Annotated in this window: 17 protein-coding genes and 4 pseudogenes; 17 read left to right on the forward strand and 4 right to left on the reverse strand. The window is 56.0% G+C overall.

Translation table 11 applies throughout. The features are described from left to right. The first annotated feature begins 80 nt into the window (after positions 1-80). The 10 genes and pseudogenes from dfrA12 to LY264_RS25090 all read left to right on the forward strand — a co-directional run bounded on the left by dfrA12 (position 81) and on the right by LY264_RS25090 (position 7,371). Positions 81-578, forward strand: a complete 498-nt coding sequence (gene dfrA12, locus LY264_RS25045) for a trimethoprim-resistant dihydrofolate reductase DfrA12 (protein ID WP_001083725.1) — start codon at positions 81-83, stop codon at positions 576-578. Between the two features lie 111 nt (positions 579-689). Continuing rightward, on the forward strand, positions 690-980 hold the full coding sequence (locus LY264_RS25050; RefSeq protein ID WP_001336345.1) for a DUF1010 domain-containing protein: 291 nt from the start codon (positions 690-692) through the stop codon (positions 978-980). 5 nt (positions 981-985) lie between these two features. Then, entirely contained in the window at positions 986-1,777 is a 792-nt protein-coding gene (locus tag LY264_RS25055; RefSeq protein WP_001206356.1) for an ANT(3'')-Ia family aminoglycoside nucleotidyltransferase AadA2, read from the forward strand. A 163-nt stretch (positions 1,778-1,940) separates the two neighbouring features. Then, on the forward strand, positions 1,941-2,288 hold the full coding sequence (locus LY264_RS25060; RefSeq protein ID WP_000679427.1) for a quaternary ammonium compound efflux SMR transporter QacE delta 1: 348 nt from the start codon (positions 1,941-1,943) through the stop codon (positions 2,286-2,288). Then, positions 2,282-3,122, forward strand: a pseudogene (sul1, locus tag LY264_RS25065) (sulfonamide-resistant dihydropteroate synthase Sul1). Before LY264_RS25060 ends, sul1 (LY264_RS25065) begins: the two are co-directional and overlap by 7 nt. 404 nt (positions 3,123-3,526) lie before the next feature. Beyond that, positions 3,527-5,068 carry an IS91-like element ISCR1 family transposase gene (locus LY264_RS25070; RefSeq protein ID WP_000050481.1) on the forward strand — a complete coding sequence of 514 codons (1,542 nt, stop codon included), beginning with the start codon at positions 3,527-3,529 and terminating at the stop codon, positions 5,066-5,068. A 231-nt stretch (positions 5,069-5,299) separates the two neighbouring features. Further along, positions 5,300-5,476 (forward strand): annotated as a pseudogene (locus tag LY264_RS25075) (IS30 family transposase); the annotation flags it as partial. A 100-nt stretch (positions 5,477-5,576) separates the two neighbouring features. Beyond that, the gene (locus LY264_RS25080) at positions 5,577-6,389 is read left to right on the forward strand and encodes a subclass B1 metallo-beta-lactamase NDM-1 (protein ID WP_004201164.1); all 813 of its coding nucleotides are present in this window, start codon (positions 5,577-5,579) and stop codon (positions 6,387-6,389) included. 3 nt (positions 6,390-6,392) lie between these two features. Beyond that, positions 6,393-6,758, forward strand: coding sequence for a bleomycin binding protein Ble-MBL (ble, locus tag LY264_RS25085; RefSeq protein WP_004201167.1), 366 nt, complete (start codon positions 6,393-6,395; stop codon positions 6,756-6,758). A gap of 4 nt (positions 6,759-6,762) precedes the next feature. Then, positions 6,763-7,371, forward strand: coding sequence for a phosphoribosylanthranilate isomerase (locus LY264_RS25090; RefSeq protein WP_214632583.1), 609 nt, complete (start codon positions 6,763-6,765; stop codon positions 7,369-7,371). On the opposite strand, the pseudogene LY264_RS25095 reads toward LY264_RS25090, so the two are convergent. Next, positions 7,301-8,173: pseudogene (locus tag LY264_RS25095) on the reverse strand (IS1380-like element ISEcp1 family transposase); the annotation flags it as partial. The gene LY264_RS25090 and the pseudogene LY264_RS25095 overlap by 71 nt on opposite strands. Positions 8,174-8,472: 299 nt before the next feature. Between LY264_RS25095 and LY264_RS25100 the strand changes: the two are divergent. The 7 genes and pseudogenes from LY264_RS25100 (at position 8,473) to LY264_RS25125 (ending at position 12,625) form a co-directional block, all read left to right on the forward strand. Further along, positions 8,473-8,793, forward strand: coding sequence for a DMT family transporter (locus tag LY264_RS25100; protein ID WP_118881660.1), 321 nt, complete (start codon positions 8,473-8,475; stop codon positions 8,791-8,793). Next, complete coding sequence (gene sul1, locus LY264_RS25105) at positions 8,787-9,626, forward strand: sulfonamide-resistant dihydropteroate synthase Sul1 (protein WP_000259031.1); 840 nt, start codon at positions 8,787-8,789, stop codon at positions 9,624-9,626. Before LY264_RS25100 ends, sul1 (LY264_RS25105) begins: the two co-directional genes overlap by 7 nt. 127 nt (positions 9,627-9,753) lie before the next feature. Beyond that, the gene (locus LY264_RS25110; protein ID WP_000376616.1) at positions 9,754-9,957 is read left to right on the forward strand and encodes a hypothetical protein; all 204 of its coding nucleotides are present in this window, start codon (positions 9,754-9,756) and stop codon (positions 9,955-9,957) included. Between the two features lie 155 nt (positions 9,958-10,112). After that, positions 10,113-11,318, forward strand: a complete 1,206-nt coding sequence (gene chrA / locus LY264_RS25115; RefSeq protein WP_000184001.1) for a chromate efflux transporter — start codon at positions 10,113-10,115, stop codon at positions 11,316-11,318. 10 nt (positions 11,319-11,328) lie between these two features. After that, a complete protein-coding gene (locus tag LY264_RS25120) occupies positions 11,329-11,634 on the forward strand; it encodes a PadR family transcriptional regulator (protein WP_000130000.1) in 306 nt (101 codons plus the stop codon). Positions 11,635-11,677: 43 nt separating this feature from the next. Continuing rightward, positions 11,678-11,743 (forward strand): annotated as a pseudogene (locus tag LY264_RS26045) (EAL domain-containing protein); the annotation flags it as partial. Between the two features lie 117 nt (positions 11,744-11,860). After that, a complete protein-coding gene (locus LY264_RS25125; RefSeq protein WP_001389365.1) occupies positions 11,861-12,625 on the forward strand; it encodes an IS6-like element IS6100 family transposase in 765 nt (254 codons plus the stop codon). 492 nt (positions 12,626-13,117) lie between these two features. Here the strand turns inward: LY264_RS25125 and mphR(A) are convergent, their stop codons facing one another. The 3 genes from mphR(A) to LY264_RS25140 are packed head-to-tail and all read right to left on the reverse strand — an operon-like array spanning position 13,118 to position 15,842. Next, complete coding sequence (gene mphR(A) / locus LY264_RS25130; protein WP_001137892.1) at positions 13,118-13,702, reverse strand: macrolide-binding transcriptional repressor MphR(A); 585 nt, start codon at positions 13,700-13,702, stop codon at positions 13,118-13,120. Next, positions 13,702-14,940, reverse strand: coding sequence for a phosphorylated macrolide efflux MFS transporter Mrx(A) (gene mrx(A), locus LY264_RS25135; RefSeq protein ID WP_000004159.1), 1,239 nt, complete (start codon positions 14,938-14,940; stop codon positions 13,702-13,704). Before mrx(A) ends, mphR(A) begins: the two co-directional genes overlap by 1 nt. After that, the gene (locus LY264_RS25140) at positions 14,937-15,842 is read right to left on the reverse strand and encodes an Mph(A) family macrolide 2'-phosphotransferase (RefSeq protein ID WP_000219391.1); all 906 of its coding nucleotides are present in this window, start codon (positions 15,840-15,842) and stop codon (positions 14,937-14,939) included. The genes mrx(A) and LY264_RS25140 overlap by 4 nt, the downstream gene beginning before the upstream one ends. Positions 15,843-15,951: the final 109 nt, after the last annotated feature.

Below are 15,951 nucleotides of genomic sequence, written 5' to 3' on the forward strand. Positions count from 1 at the left end.
GCCGTGGGTCGATGTTTGATGTTATGGAGCAGCAACGATGTTACGCAGCAGGGCAGTCGCCCTAAAACAAAGTTAGCCATATGAACTCGGAATCAGTACGCATTTATCTCGTTGCTGCGATGGGAGCCAATCGGGTTATTGGCAATGGTCCTAATATCCCCTGGAAAATTCCGGGTGAGCAGAAGATTTTTCGCAGACTCACTGAGGGAAAAGTCGTTGTCATGGGGCGAAAGACCTTTGAGTCTATCGGCAAGCCTCTACCGAACCGTCACACATTGGTAATCTCACGCCAAGCTAACTACCGCGCCACTGGCTGCGTAGTTGTTTCAACGCTGTCGCACGCTATCGCTTTGGCATCCGAACTCGGCAATGAACTCTACGTCGCGGGCGGAGCTGAGATATACACTCTGGCACTACCTCACGCCCACGGCGTGTTTCTATCTGAGGTACATCAAACCTTCGAGGGTGACGCCTTCTTCCCAATGCTCAACGAAACAGAATTCGAGCTTGTCTCAACCGAAACCATTCAAGCTGTAATTCCGTACACCCACTCCGTTTATGCGCGTCGAAACGGCTAACCATTCCGTCAACGGGACGCCAAAATGCTGCGCATTTTGGTTCCCTCCGCTGCGCTCCGGCTCTCGTTACGTCCAACGTTAGCACCACTGAAACCCAGCTTTATTTAGCTCATGTTTATTCAAACGGCATTTAGCTTTTCAGGCGTTATTCAGTGCCTGTTTTGCCTTTTTTCCGGGCTTCGCCTGCATGGGCTGCGCAGGTTTTCAGTCTTTTTGGCCTCTAGCCCTTGCGTAGCAAGCGCAAGCAGCTATCGTTTTTGCAGTGCTGTGCCGCCTCGGTGGCGCAGCGTTTTTTCACGGTTAGCGCCCGTCGCCAAATTCAAGTTATCCGTTTTGGCTTCTGGTTCTAACATTTCGGTCAAGCCGACCCGCATTCTGCGGTCGGCTTACCTCGCCCGTTAGACATCATGAGGGAAGCGGTGACCATCGAAATTTCGAACCAACTATCAGAGGTGCTAAGCGTCATTGAGCGCCATCTGGAATCAACGTTGCTGGCCGTGCATTTGTACGGCTCCGCAGTGGATGGCGGCCTGAAGCCATACAGCGATATTGATTTGTTGGTTACTGTGGCCGTAAAGCTTGATGAAACGACGCGGCGAGCATTGCTCAATGATCTTATGGAGGCTTCGGCTTTCCCTGGCGAGAGCGAGACGCTCCGCGCTATAGAAGTCACCCTTGTCGTGCATGACGACATCATCCCGTGGCGTTATCCGGCTAAGCGCGAGCTGCAATTTGGAGAATGGCAGCGCAATGACATTCTTGCGGGTATCTTCGAGCCAGCCATGATCGACATTGATCTAGCTATCCTGCTTACAAAAGCAAGAGAACATAGCGTTGCCTTGGTAGGTCCGGCAGCGGAGGAATTCTTTGACCCGGTTCCTGAACAGGATCTATTCGAGGCGCTGAGGGAAACCTTGAAGCTATGGAACTCGCAGCCCGACTGGGCCGGCGATGAGCGAAATGTAGTGCTTACGTTGTCCCGCATTTGGTACAGCGCAATAACCGGCAAAATCGCGCCGAAGGATGTCGCTGCCGACTGGGCAATAAAACGCCTACCTGCCCAGTATCAGCCCGTCTTACTTGAAGCTAAGCAAGCTTATCTGGGACAAAAAGAAGATCACTTGGCCTCACGCGCAGATCACTTGGAAGAATTTATTCGCTTTGTGAAAGGCGAGATCATCAAGTCAGTTGGTAAATGATGTCTAACAATTCGTTCAAGCCGACCGCGCTACGCGCGGCGGCTTAACTCCGGCGTTAGATGCACTAAGCACATAATTGCTCACAGCCAAACTATCAGGTCAAGTCTGCTTTTATTATTTTTAAGCGTGCATAATAAGCCCTACACAAATTGGGAGATATATCATGAAAGGCTGGCTTTTTCTTGTTATCGCAATAGTTGGCGAAGTAATCGCAACATCCGCATTAAAATCTAGCGAGGGCTTTACTAAGCTTGCCCCTTCCGCCGTTGTCATAATCGGTTATGGCATCGCATTTTATTTTCTTTCTCTGGTTCTGAAATCCATCCCTGTCGGTGTTGCTTATGCAGTCTGGTCGGGACTCGGCGTCGTCATAATTACAGCCATTGCCTGGTTGCTTCATGGGCAAAAGCTTGATGCGTGGGGCTTTGTAGGTATGGGGCTCATAATTGCTGCCTTTTTGCTCGCCCGATCCCCATCGTGGAAGTCGCTGCGGAGGCCGACGCCATGGTGACGGTGTTCGGCATTCTGAATCTCACCGAGGACTCCTTCTTCGATGAGAGCCGGCGGCTAGACCCCGCCGGCGCTGTCACCGCGGCGATCGAAATGCTGCGAGTCGGATCAGACGTCGTGGATGTCGGACCGGCCGCCAGCCATCCGGACGCGAGGCCTGTATCGCCGGCCGATGAGATCAGACGTATTGCGCCGCTCTTAAGACGCCCTGTCCGATCAGATGCACCGTGTTTCAATCGACAGCTTCCAACCGGAAACCCAGCGCTATGCGCTCAAGCGCGGCGTGGGCTACCTGAACGATATCCAAGGATTTCCTGACCCTGCGCTCTATCCCGATATTGCTGAGGCGGACTGCAGGCTGGTGGTTATGCACTCAGCGCAGCGGGATGGCATCGCCACCCGCACCGGTCACCTTCGACCCGAAGACGCGCTCGACGAGATTGTGCGGTTCTTCGAGGCGCGGGTTTCCGCCTTGCGACGGAGCGGGGTCGCTGCCGACCGGCTCATCCTCGATCCGGGGATGGGATTTTTCTTGAGCCCCGCACCGGAAACATCGCTGCACGTGCTGTCGAACCTTCAAAAGCTGAAGTCGGCGTTGGGGCTTCCGCTATTGGTCTCGGTGTCGCGGAAATCCTTCTTGGGCGCCACCGTTGGCCTTCCTGTAAAGGATCTGGGTCCAGCGAGCCTTGCGGCGGAACTTCACGCGATCGGCAATGGCGCTGACTACGTCCGCACCCACGCGCCTGGAGATCTGCGAAGCGCAATCACCTTCTCGGAAACCCTCGCGAAATTTCGCAGTCGCGACGCCAGAGACCGAGGGTTAGATCATGCCTAGCATTCACCTTCCGGCCGCCCGCTAAATATCTCCTTTTGGGTTGTTAATAAAACATCCAATAAGTTGACTGTGCGTGAAAAAGAAAGTTTTGTGTGATGGCGTTGAAGATCGCACCGTTAAGCTCTTATGTGGGATGGTGCAGAGCTCGACGACTACCGATAAAACGCAACCGCCGCAAACAGACAAGAAAAAGCCCCAACTGATAACAGTTGGGGCTTCAGTATTGTGATTGGTGGAGCAATAGCACCCTGAACCCAAAACCTTCTCGCTCAACCGGTAGTGGCTGATAACAACTCGTGAGGGCTATTGCGGGTTAAGCATTTAGCGATGTCTAGGGCCAGACTGGACGTCTAAACGCAAGCCGCTGATACTGTACATAACCACAGTATCAGCGGAGGATACCCATGTCGCTGGCAAGGAACGCCACGGCGAGTCAATCGCCCACTCAAACAAACGGTTACGAACGCCACCAACCCGACCAGACGCTGCTCTACCAGCTGGTTGAGCAGCACTACCCAGCCTTCAAAGCCTCACTCGAAGCCCAAGGTCAACACCTGCCTCGCTACATCCAACAAGAATTCAACGACCTCCTCCAATGTGGCCGTCTGGAGTATGGTTTCATGCGGGTTCGCTGCGAGGATTGTCATCACGAGCGTCTGGTCGCCTTCAGCTGTAAACGACGCGGCTTTTGCCCTAGCTGCGGTGCCCGCCGGATGGCCGAGAGTGCGGCGCTGCTGATAGACGAAGTCTTCCCCAAGGAGCCCATTCGCCAGTGGGTGCTCAGCTTTCCTTTCCAGCTACGCTTTTTGCTGGCTCGCCATCCCCAGCTGATGGGCCAGGTCTTGAGTATCGTCTATCGTACACTCTCAACTCATCTGATCAAAAAAGCCGGTTACACCAAAGCCTCTGCACAAACTGGCTCAGTGACTCTTATCCAACGCTTTGGCTCCGCGCTAAATCTCAATGTCCACTACCACATGCTGTTTCTCGATGGTGTCTATGCCGAAGATGACTATGGCAAGCAACGCTTCCATCGTGTCAAGGCACCCACTTACGATGAGCTGAATACGCTCGCTCACACCCTCAGCCATCGCATCGCTCGCTGCATGGAAAAGCGTGGGATTTTGGAGCGTGATGCCGAGAATACGTGGTTGACACTGGAAGAGGGCGAAGACGATACGCTGACTCAATTACATGGTGCTTCGGTTACGTATCGCATTGCCGTCGGCCCCCAGCAAGGGCGCAAAGTCTTCACCCTGCAAACCTTGCCAGGGCGTGAGGATAAAGCCGACTCAAGCAGTCGAGTAGCCAACCATGCTGGTTTCTCGCTACACGCCGGTGTGATGGCCGAAGCGCATCAGCGGGATAAGCTTGAGCGCTTGTGTCGCTACATTAGTCGGCCAGCGGTTTCAGAAAAACGTCTGGCATTAACCGCCAATGGGCAGGTGCGTTACGAGCTCAAAACTCCGTACCGCAATGGCACCACCCATGTGATCTTCGAGCCGCTGGACTTCATCGCCAAACTCGCTGCGTTGGTACCTAAGCCGCGAGTCAACCTCACACGCTTCCACGGCGTCTTTGCACCGAACAGCAAACACCGAGTTCAAGTAACACCCGCCAAGCGGGGCAAGAAGCCCGACAAATCGGAAGGTCTCGATACTAACTGGCGTGACAAGAGTCCTGCAGAGCGCCACCGCGCCATGACCTGGATGCAACGCCTCAAGCGAGTCTTCAATATTGATATTGAAGTCTGCGAACACTGCGGCGGTCACGTCAAAGTGATTGCCAGCATCGAAGATCCGAAGGTCATTGAGCAGATTCTCAAGCATCTGAAACAGAAAACAGCCAAGGCGAATGCCGCCAAGCAGCGTGAGCTGCCACCAGAACGAGCGCCGCCACTGACTCCCAGCCTGTTCGATCCATCACAGAGTCGTCTCTTTGACTGACGACCCCAAATCCAACACTGCTCAACACTGCCAACTTTTAAACGGGGCGGTGGGGCAGTTTGTATCTCTCGAGCTATCAGGCTAGAGATTTTACCGCCAAATCGAACCTTATTAGAGCGGTTTAGGCTGGACCGGCAGTTAAAATTGGGGCTTGAGCGGTAAACGAGTGAGGGAATTTCAGGTAAGATACTTCGGATGAGGAGCAAAAAGGTGGTTTATACTTCCTATACCCAATATTTACCTAAAGGGATTGATTTAAATCAGGCAGATCAGCATTATTTAAATCAAGTTGCCATGTCACTGAATACTCGTCCTAGAAAGGCGTTAGATTGGCTTACACCATTAGAGAAATTTGCTCAGCTTGTTGATTATCATATGGCTTTTGAAACTGTCGCACCTCATGTTTGAATTCGCCCCATATTTTTGCTACAGTGAACCAAATTAAGATCATCTATTTACTAGGCCTCGCATTTGCGGGGTTTTTAATGCTGAATAAAAGGAAAACTTGATGGAATTGCCCAATATTATGCACCCGGTCGCGAAGCTGAGCACCGCATTAGCCGCTGCATTGATGCTGAGCGGGTGCATGCCCGGTGAAATCCGCCCGACGATTGGCCAGCAAATGGAAACTGGCGACCAACGGTTTGGCGATCTGGTTTTCCGCCAGCTCGCACCGAATGTCTGGCAGCACACTTCCTATCTCGACATGCCGGGTTTCGGGGCAGTCGCTTCCAACGGTTTGATCGTCAGGGATGGCGGCCGCGTGCTGGTGGTCGATACCGCCTGGACCGATGACCAGACCGCCCAGATCCTCAACTGGATCAAGCAGGAGATCAACCTGCCGGTCGCGCTGGCGGTGGTGACTCACGCGCATCAGGACAAGATGGGCGGTATGGACGCGCTGCATGCGGCGGGGATTGCGACTTATGCCAATGCGTTGTCGAACCAGCTTGCCCCGCAAGAGGGGATGGTTGCGGCGCAACACAGCCTGACTTTCGCCGCCAATGGCTGGGTCGAACCAGCAACCGCGCCCAACTTTGGCCCGCTCAAGGTATTTTACCCCGGCCCCGGCCACACCAGTGACAATATCACCGTTGGGATCGACGGCACCGACATCGCTTTTGGTGGCTGCCTGATCAAGGACAGCAAGGCCAAGTCGCTCGGCAATCTCGGTGATGCCGACACTGAGCACTACGCCGCGTCAGCGCGCGCGTTTGGTGCGGCGTTCCCCAAGGCCAGCATGATCGTGATGAGCCATTCCGCCCCCGATAGCCGCGCCGCAATCACTCATACGGCCCGCATGGCCGACAAGCTGCGCTGAGCCATGGCTGACCACGTCACCCCCAATCTGCCATCGCGCGATTTCGATGTGACAGAGGCGTTTTATGCGAAGCTGGGCTTTGCGACGAGTTGGAAGGATCGCGGCTGGATGATCCTGCAGCGCGGCGGTTTGCAGCTCGAATTCTTCCCCTATCCTGACCTCGACCCAGCTACGAGCTCGTTCGGCTGTTGCCTGCGGTTGGATGATCTCGATGCCATGGTGGCATTGGTGAACGCGGCGGGAGCCGAGGAAAAAAGCACCGGCTGGCCGCGCTTCAAAGCTCCGCAACTGGAGGCGAGCGGCCTGAGGATCGGCTACCTGATCGATCCCGACTGCACGCTGGTGCGGCTGATCCAGAACCCCGACTGACCGCATGCCCGCGAAAATCAAGATTTGCGGGATCAGCACACCCGAGGCGCTCGATGCGACCATCGCGGCGCGGGCGGACTATGCCGGGTTGGTGTTCTATCCAGCGTCGCCCCGTGCGGTTACGTCGAATGTCGCGGGCGCTTTGACATCGCGCGCAGCTGGCCAGATCGCCATGGTCGGTTTGTTCGTCGATGCGGATGATGCTGTCATCGCCGACGCACTGGTGGCAGCCAAGCTGAACGCGCTGCAGCTGCACGGTTCGGAATCGCCCGAACGCGTGGCCCAGTTGCGCGCGCGGTTTGGCAAGCCGGTGTGGAAGGCGCTGCCCGTCGCCAGCGCCAGCGATGTCGCACGCGCCGCAGCCTATGCCGGGGCGGCGGACTTGATCTTGTTCGACGCCAAGACCCCCAAAGGCGCGCTGCCCGGCGGCATGGGGTTGGCGTTCGACTGGTCGCTGCTGGCCGGATATCGCGGTGCCTTGCCGTGGGGGCTGGCAGGCGGGCTAAATCCGACGAATGTTGCCGAGGCGATTGCGCGCACCGGAGCGCCGCTGGTTCTTTTTCTGGTTTCAGTACGCGAGATACGACAAATCTTCTGTCTTTTTCCCATTTAACTAATTTTGTATACAGTTCTGTAGTTTCTCTACCTTCTTCTCCTTTAACGAATACAATTGATGAATTCGTTGCTTGTGAGGTGAGTGTAGAATAACTTTTGGCTTTAATTAAATATTTGCATCCAAGAGATTCTATCGTTTCGATAATTTTTTCATCAAAGTAGCCACTATCCATTCGAAATAAAATTTCTAAATCGTCTGATTTGATGTTAGCAACAATTTCTTTGATCATTTCCGCAGCACCGTTTGCAGTGTAAGTATTGCCACTTCTTACAAATCCGGTAACATATGCTTTTAATTCGTCGCAAAATGCAAATTGGATATTGTAGCATCGGTTTCCCAGTTTCTTAGGATTATATCCTTTTGACGCACCTTCTTGATGACCTTCTACGTTAATTACACTACTATCAATATCAATCGTAATGGATGTCAATTTACTTTTAGTGAGCAGTTTTTTAAAGACTTTAAAATTAATGTCTCTAAACATTTGGGTTGTCTTGAAGTTGAAGTTTCCTAGAAACCGTGACACTGTTTCAGGTTCTTTTACGGAAATATCAAACTCGTTGACGAGGGGATCATTTTGAAGTAGCTTTAGACGTTCTAACTTATCAATGCCAATGAAGTGACCGCAGAGCATGGTCTTTATATGATTCATCTTGATTTTATTTGTTGAGTCATTATCAAATACGAGGTCATTTTCAATAAAATCAAAAATCCCATTGCTTTTTGCATTCTCAAGGAGCAGAAAAAGACCTGCATTTGATGTTAGATTCTTAGCTTTGAAATCAATTTTATTAATCATAATTAGAACCCCTTTTTACTACTTTTCTTACTATTATTTTACCATATATCGAGTCATAAAAGCTGATAATTTAACATATTTTTGAGCACTTTTCTTTCACCCAATGGGTGAAAGCTGAATTTCGAAGGAATGCATATTTATCAAGGCTTTGATTATGCTTTTTGAAGTACTGACGTAGAATCTAGGTCATATATACTTTAGATTGATTTAAAACTTCATTTTTAATTTAAAAGGATCTAGGTGAAGATCCTTTTTGATAATCTCATGACCAAAATCCCTTAACGTGAGTTTTCGTTCCACTGAGCGTCAGACCCCTAATCGCAACATCCGCATTAAAATCTAGCGAGGGCTTTACTAAGCTTGCCCCTTCCGCCGTTGTCATAATCGGTTATGGCATCGCATTTTATTTTCTTTCTCTGGTTCTGAAATCCATCCCTGTCGGTGTTGCTTATGCAGTCTGGTCGGGACTCGGCGTCGTCATAATTACAGCCATTGCCTGGTTGCTTCATGGGCAAAAGCTTGATGCGTGGGGCTTTGTAGGTATGGGGCTCATAATTGCTGCCTTTTTGCTCGCCCGATCCCCATCGTGGAAGTCGCTGCGGAGGCCGACGCCATGGTGACGGTGTTCGGCATTCTGAATCTCACCGAGGACTCCTTCTTCGATGAGAGCCGGCGGCTAGACCCCGCCGGCGCTGTCACCGCGGCGATCGAAATGCTGCGAGTCGGATCAGACGTCGTGGATGTCGGACCGGCCGCCAGCCATCCGGACGCGAGGCCTGTATCGCCGGCCGATGAGATCAGACGTATTGCGCCGCTCTTAGACGCCCTGTCCGATCAGATGCACCGTGTTTCAATCGACAGCTTCCAACCGGAAACCCAGCGCTATGCGCTCAAGCGCGGCGTGGGCTACCTGAACGATATCCAAGGATTTCCTGACCCTGCGCTCTATCCCGATATTGCTGAGGCGGACTGCAGGCTGGTGGTTATGCACTCAGCGCAGCGGGATGGCATCGCCACCCGCACCGGTCACCTTCGACCCGAAGACGCGCTCGACGAGATTGTGCGGTTCTTCGAGGCGCGGGTTTCCGCCTTGCGACGGAGCGGGGTCGCTGCCGACCGGCTCATCCTCGATCCGGGGATGGGATTTTTCTTGAGCCCCGCACCGGAAACATCGCTGCACGTGCTGTCGAACCTTCAAAAGCTGAAGTCGGCGTTGGGGCTTCCGCTATTGGTCTCGGTGTCGCGGAAATCCTTCTTGGGCGCCACCGTTGGCCTTCCTGTAAAGGATCTGGGTCCAGCGAGCCTTGCGGCGGAACTTCACGCGATCGGCAATGGCGCTGACTACGTCCGCACCCACGCGCCTGGAGATCTGCGAAGCGCAATCACCTTCTCGGAAACCCTCGCGAAATTTCGCAGTCGCGACGCCAGAGACCGAGGGTTAGATCATGCCTAGCATTCACCTTCCGGCCGCCCGCTAGCGGACCCTGGTCAGGTTCCGCGAAGGTGGGCGCAGACATGCTGGGCTCGTCAGGATCAAACTGCACTATGAGGCGGCGGTTCATACCGCGCCAGGGGAGCGAATGGACAGCGAGGAGCCTCCGAACGTTCGGGTCGCCTGCTCGGGTGATATCGACGAGGTTGTGCGGCTGATGCACGACGCTGCGGCGTGGATGTCCGCCAAGGGAACGCCCGCCTGGGACGTCGCGCGGATCGACCGGACATTCGCGGAGACCTTCGTCCTGAGATCCGAGCTCCTAGGGATCGCCTCAGAAAACGGAAAATAAAGCACGCTAAGCCGTAAGTAAGCGTGCTCCTGTGAAAGCCACAGCTAAAACTGCGTAGTACACATAGAGGTATTTTTTTCTAGATTTATATCGAATTTCGTTATCGAATTTCGCTTATTATTGATCAACTCGTTGCAGATCATGAAGGCGAAAGTATGACGAATAACCCTACCGATGACAGCAGACCATGGTCGGTCTTTCTTATTTTTCTGCGGCTTGGATTGACATCTTTTGGCGGCCCCATTGCGCACTTGGGCTACTTCCGCGCCGAATTTGTCACACGGCGGCGCTGGCTCTCCGAACGGAGCTATGCTGACTTGGTCGCGCTTTGTCAGTTCTTGCCAGGGCCTGCAAGCAGCCAGGTCGGCATAGCGGTAGGACTGTCTCGGGCTGGATACAGCGGGGCGCTGGCTGCTTGGGCTGGCTTCACGCTGCCGTCTGCCATAGCCTTGATCCTTTTTGCGCTCGGCATCTCCAGCTATGGCGATTACGTCTCGCAGGGCGCGTTGCATGGCTTAAAAGTGGTGGCTGTGGCCGTGGTCGCTCAAGCAGTATGGGGCATGGCGCGTAACCTATGCACGGATGGGCTGCGAGTCACCATCATGGCAATTGCTACCTGCGTCGTTTTACTTGTGCCGTCCGCGTGGGGACAGGTTGGCGTGATTGCTATCGCAGGCATCGCAGGCCGGTTATTGTTCAAGCCAGCGAAAGTTGTTGAGCATGACCCCCTACCTATCACGGTCAGTCACCGGGCCGGCGTGCTTTGGCTCTCGCTGTTCTTTGTCTTGCTGATTGGCCTGCCGGTGTTGGCCGAACTGATGCCAAGTCAAACCATGGCAATGGTGGATTCCTTCTATCGTGTCGGATCACTGGTGTTCGGCGGTGGTCACGTTGTGCTGCCATTACTGCAAGCCGAAGTGGTGCCCTCCGGCTGGGTCAACAATGAATCCTTTCTCGCGGGGTACGGGGCAGCTCAAGCGGTGCCCGGCCCTTTGTTCACGTTCGCCGCGTTTCTTGGTGCCTCGATGAACACCGCCCCGTCGGGCTGGATCGGCGGCATTGTGTGTCTGCTGGCTATCTTCGCGCCCTCGTTCTTGCTGGTCGTCGGATCAATGCCATTTTGGGAGCGTTTGCGCCGCAATACAGGCATCCAAGCTGCGCTGGCCGGGATCAATGCCGCTGTAGTCGGCTTGCTGCTGGCCGCGCTGTATCAGCCTGTATGGACTAGCGCCATCTTTCAGCCGCAAGACTTCGGCTTGGCATTAGTTGCCCTTGTCGCACTTATGTTCTGGAAGCTCCCGCCGTGGCTGGTTGTCCTCGGTAGCGGTGCAGCTGGGTGGCTGTTGAGCGTCGCTCTGTGAGGCACAAAAAATGACTGACAAAGACCTCTACGGCGGTTTGATCCGCCTGCACATCCTTCACCATGCAGCCGAGGAACCTGTCTTTGGGCTGGGGATCATCGAAGAGCTACGCCGACACGGCTACGAGATGAGCGCTGGCACCGTGTACCCGATGCTGCACGGCCTGGAAAAAAAAGGCTATCTGACCTCACGCCACGAACGCACCGGGCGACGTGAACGGCGTGTTTATGACATCACTGAACAAGGCAGAACTGCACTTGCTGATGCGAAAACAAAGGTCAAGGAGCTGTTCGGAGAGTTGGTAGAAGGTGGTTGAGTTTTTGCTTCTATGTCAGGTTGAGCTATACCCTAACTGGATTGTCATTTTCAGAAGACGACTGCACCAGTTGATTGGGCGTAATGGCTGTTGTGCAGCCAGCTCCTGACAGTTCAATATCAGAAGTGATCTGCACCAATCTCGACTATGCTCAATACTCGTGTGGGCTCTGTTGCAAAAATCGTGAAGCTTGAGCATGCTTGGCGGAGATTGGACGGACGGAACGATGACGGATTTCAAGTGGCGCCATTTCCAGGGTGATGTGATCCTGTGGGCGGTGCGCTGGTATTGTCGCTATCCGATCAGCTATCGCGACCTTGAGGAAATGCTGGCGGAACGCGGCATTTCGGTCGACCATACGACGATCTATCGCTGGGTCCAGTGCTACGCCCCGGAGATGGAGAAGCGGCTGCGCTGGTTCTGGCGGCGTGGCTTTGATCCGAGCTGGCGCCTGGATGAAACCTACGTCAAGGTGCGGGGCAAGTGGACCTACCTGTACCGGGCAGTCGACAAGCGGGGCGACACGATCGATTTCTACCTGTCGCCGACCCGCAGCGCCAAGGCAGCGAAGCGGTTCCTGGGCAAGGCCCTGCGAGGCCTGAAGCACTGGGAAAAGCCTGCCACGCTCAATACCGACAAAGCGCCGAGCTATGGTGCAGCGATCACCGAATTGAAGCGCGAAGGAAAGCTGGACCGGGAGACGGCCCACCGGCAGGTGAAGTATCTCAATAACGTGATCGAGGCCGATCACGGAAAGCTCAAGATACTGATCAAGCCGGTGCGCGGTTTCAAATCGATCCCCACGGCCTATGCCACGATCAAGGGATTCGAAGTCATGCGAGCCCTGCGCAAAGGACAGGCTCGCCCCTGGTGCCTGCAGCCCGGCATCAGGGGCGAGGTGCGCCTTGTGGAGAGAGCTTTTGGCATTGGGCCCTCGGCGCTGACGGAGGCCATGGGCATGCTCAACCACCATTTCGCAGCAGCCGCCTGATCGGCGCAGAGCGACAGCCTACCTCTGACTGCCGCCAATCTTTGCAACAGAGCCCGCCGTGCTAGTCTGCTCGGTGATGGTGGAGTGAAGCCAACCCGCAATCGGGTTATGAATCTGCATCGCGATTCGCAATCAGCTGTCTCTTGAGCATGTCGAACTCCTGCGATGTTATCTCGCCGTGCTCGTGCTGCTACACCAACTTGTCCAACTCATCCGCCACACCGCTCCCCACCACCTGCGATGGCCAGGTTGTTTGCTGGGCGCATTGGCGGAGTATCGTCTCGACCCGGGACACCCACACCGGCACAACCTTACGGGAGTGATTCACTGTCAAAGAATCGGCCCGGTGCTCTGACGCAAGTATCGGGATGGTCACCATTTGTAAGCCGTAGACCTGAGTGGTGATCAAGACTTCGATACCACCGACCGTACCGGTACTAATCGACGACGGTCGTGTTCGTCGCCTGCCGCAGGGACTCTGCACACCTCCGTTTACGCATGTGCCTGGAGGAGTTGGAAATCGTCGTGTTCGGGAAACATTAAACACAGGATGGCAGCGATCTGAGCCAGCACATGATCAGCTAGCTCACCATCCGGATCGACGGCCCACTGCATCGTCGCGCCAGCGATGACCGAGTGCAGGAGCAACTCAGCTGCCGCAGGAGCACCTGGGGGCAGTCGCTTGCGGATCCCCTCCACCACCGCGCGGTTCCGCTGGATCGCAAGCGTGCGTAGCTCCGGCACCTGGAGCTCGTACCAGGAGATGAGATAGTTCACCGAGAAGTCGTTGCGAGTGTTCATGCTCCGAACGAGCACCTGCAAAAATTCCCAGAGCCCTTGCGGCCCTGCGCCTATCGGTATCGCATTCAGGTAATGCCGCACCTGCTCGACGCCGCGCTCCATCATCCTCACCAGCAGCGTATCGCGGTTGGTGAAGCGCTGGATTAACGCTGCGCGGGAGAGCCCCACCTCCTTTGCTACTCCGCTGAGCGTGAACTCTATGGGACCGCAACGCTTCAGCACTACGGTGGCGGCCTCGAGTACCTCGTCATCGGACTTGAGCTTGGGGCGGGGCATCAGTGTTCACCTTCTGTATGGGTTGGGGCGGAGGCTGTGGCTGCCGCCGCCATTGTAGCAAATTGAAGACGGAGCGAGAGTAGAGCCACGAGCCCCGCAAACACGGCCGATACAACGAGGCCAGGGAGCGGACCAGCAAGGTCGACAAACGCGCCGGCCGCAAGCATAACCATGGGCGAGGCTGACAGCATCACCGCCGAGACCGTGCCGAGTACCCGGCCGAGAAGTTCTGGCGGCGTGCGGTTGTAGATGGCAGCGTTGAGAATGGGAGAGACTGAGCCGGTCAGCAGTCCCACGAGCGCGCCCAACAACATCAGCACCGGCACGCCTGGCAACTGTGAAAGCAGAAGCGAGCCCACCGCAGAGCCACAAAATGCCACCGCCAGCCAGTTCTGCGCTGATATCCGGGCGCCGACCGACGCATGAATGGCAATGCCAAGGAGACCACCAGCCCCCATCATTGAGGAGAACAGCCCGAGCTCTGCTACTTGGCGTCCTGCATCTACAAACAGCGCAGGCATGATGACGCTGCCGTTGGCGCCAACGATGCCCACGAAGATCATCACTATACCAAAGAGAGGGCGCAGCAGGGGTTCGCTCCAGAGAAAAGCGACGCCGGCGCGCATGGAGAGAGTCGCCGTCGTGGTCATCGTCCGAGCGGCACGCGCGGGAAGCACCCACGCGCCGAGCAGACCTGCAAGGACGGAGCAGAACGCCGTCAGCCCGAGCGTTGGCGCAGCGCCAAGCAGGCCGATTGCGGCCCCCCCAAGGGCCGGGCCACCTAGAATCGCGACGTTCCCGATCACCGCTTTCAGTGACGAGACGCGCTCAACGGAGAGCCCGGCGACGTGGCCGAGTTTGGGCAGCTCACTGTCCTGCGCGGCCATACCGGGTGCGTCGAACGCGGCACCGAGCACCACGCAAGCGATCAGCCCAGTGTTCGAGAGGGCGCCAACGGCATCGAGCAGTGGGATGCTCGCCATGGCCACGCCGCCCACCACACCCGAGATCAATGCGACGGGCGCGCGCCCGAACCGATCGACGAGGCCACCACCAACCCACGCGCCGATGATGGTCGCGATGACGCTGCTAGCGGCCGTGGCGCCCGCCCAGGCCGCGCTCTTTGTATGAGACAGGACGAACCATGGAAGCGCGAGGGCCGCCACCGCGTTGCCGATCCGGAAGAGAAAGGTCGCCGCGAACAGCGTCGCGAGCGGGCTATATCGACGTTCGCTCATTCCGCTGCGGCGAGCTGCGCCTTCGCCGCAGCGAGGTACTCTTCGTTACCCGAGTCGAGGGCGAAGAGTGCGTAGGTGACCGCCCCGAACGCAAGGCGCTCCGCGATGTGGTGGGCGAGCCGCGGCCACACCCGGCCACCGGCCGCTTCATACGTGAGGAGGAGCTTCGCGAGCCCCTCTTCACCAAAGACCATAAGGTGCGCGGCCATGTCGATGGCAGGGTCATCAACGCGGGCCTCGCTCCAGTCGATCATCCCGCTGACGCGCTCCGTGTTGTCGATGAGCACATGGCCCACGTAGAGATCGCCATGCACCACCACGGAGAAATCTGGCCACGACGAATCGTCGTCGAGCCAGCGCTGCCACCGGTGGAGGCGCTTGTCGTTCACCACGAACTCGCGTCGGACGCGGTCAACGTCGTCGGCCACCTTCTGACGGGCCTGCGTCGGTGTACGGATGAGCATCCCCGCATCCACGGCGGCGGAAATGGGGACGGCATGCAGGGCGGCGAGCGCGGTCGCGAAGCTCTCCGCGAAGACCTCCGAGTCCTGCGGCACGACCCAGTCGGGCGTGGACGAACCAGGCTGGATGACCATCGCAGTCGAGTCTTCGAGCATGGGATAGGCAACGAGCTCGGCGTTGGCCACGCGCCAGTCCGGCACCGCGAACGGCAGGCGATTCTTGAGCATTGCCAGCACCCGCGCCTCTGGTTCGACCTTCGCGCTTACCTCGGCTCGGCGCGGGATGCGCAGCACCCACCGACGTCCATCGTCGACGGTGGCGATCACGATCCTATAGTCGAGCCCAAGCTCATTGACAGTCAGCGGGCCATGGAGCTTGAGCCCATGTCGGGCTGCAAGTGCGTACAGTTGGGAGGTATCGGCGGTCGTGACTACGGTCATGATTCACTCCTGAGGGCTTGACGGGTTTAGCCACCTAAATGTAACAGTCACGTCGGTTATATTCAATCCGGCACTGTTGCAAAGTTAGCGATGAGGCAGCCTTTTGTCT

The sequence above is a fragment of the Citrobacter portucalensis genome (genome assembly GCF_023374935.1).
GTDB classification, from domain to species: domain Bacteria; phylum Pseudomonadota; class Gammaproteobacteria; order Enterobacterales; family Enterobacteriaceae; genus Citrobacter; species Citrobacter portucalensis.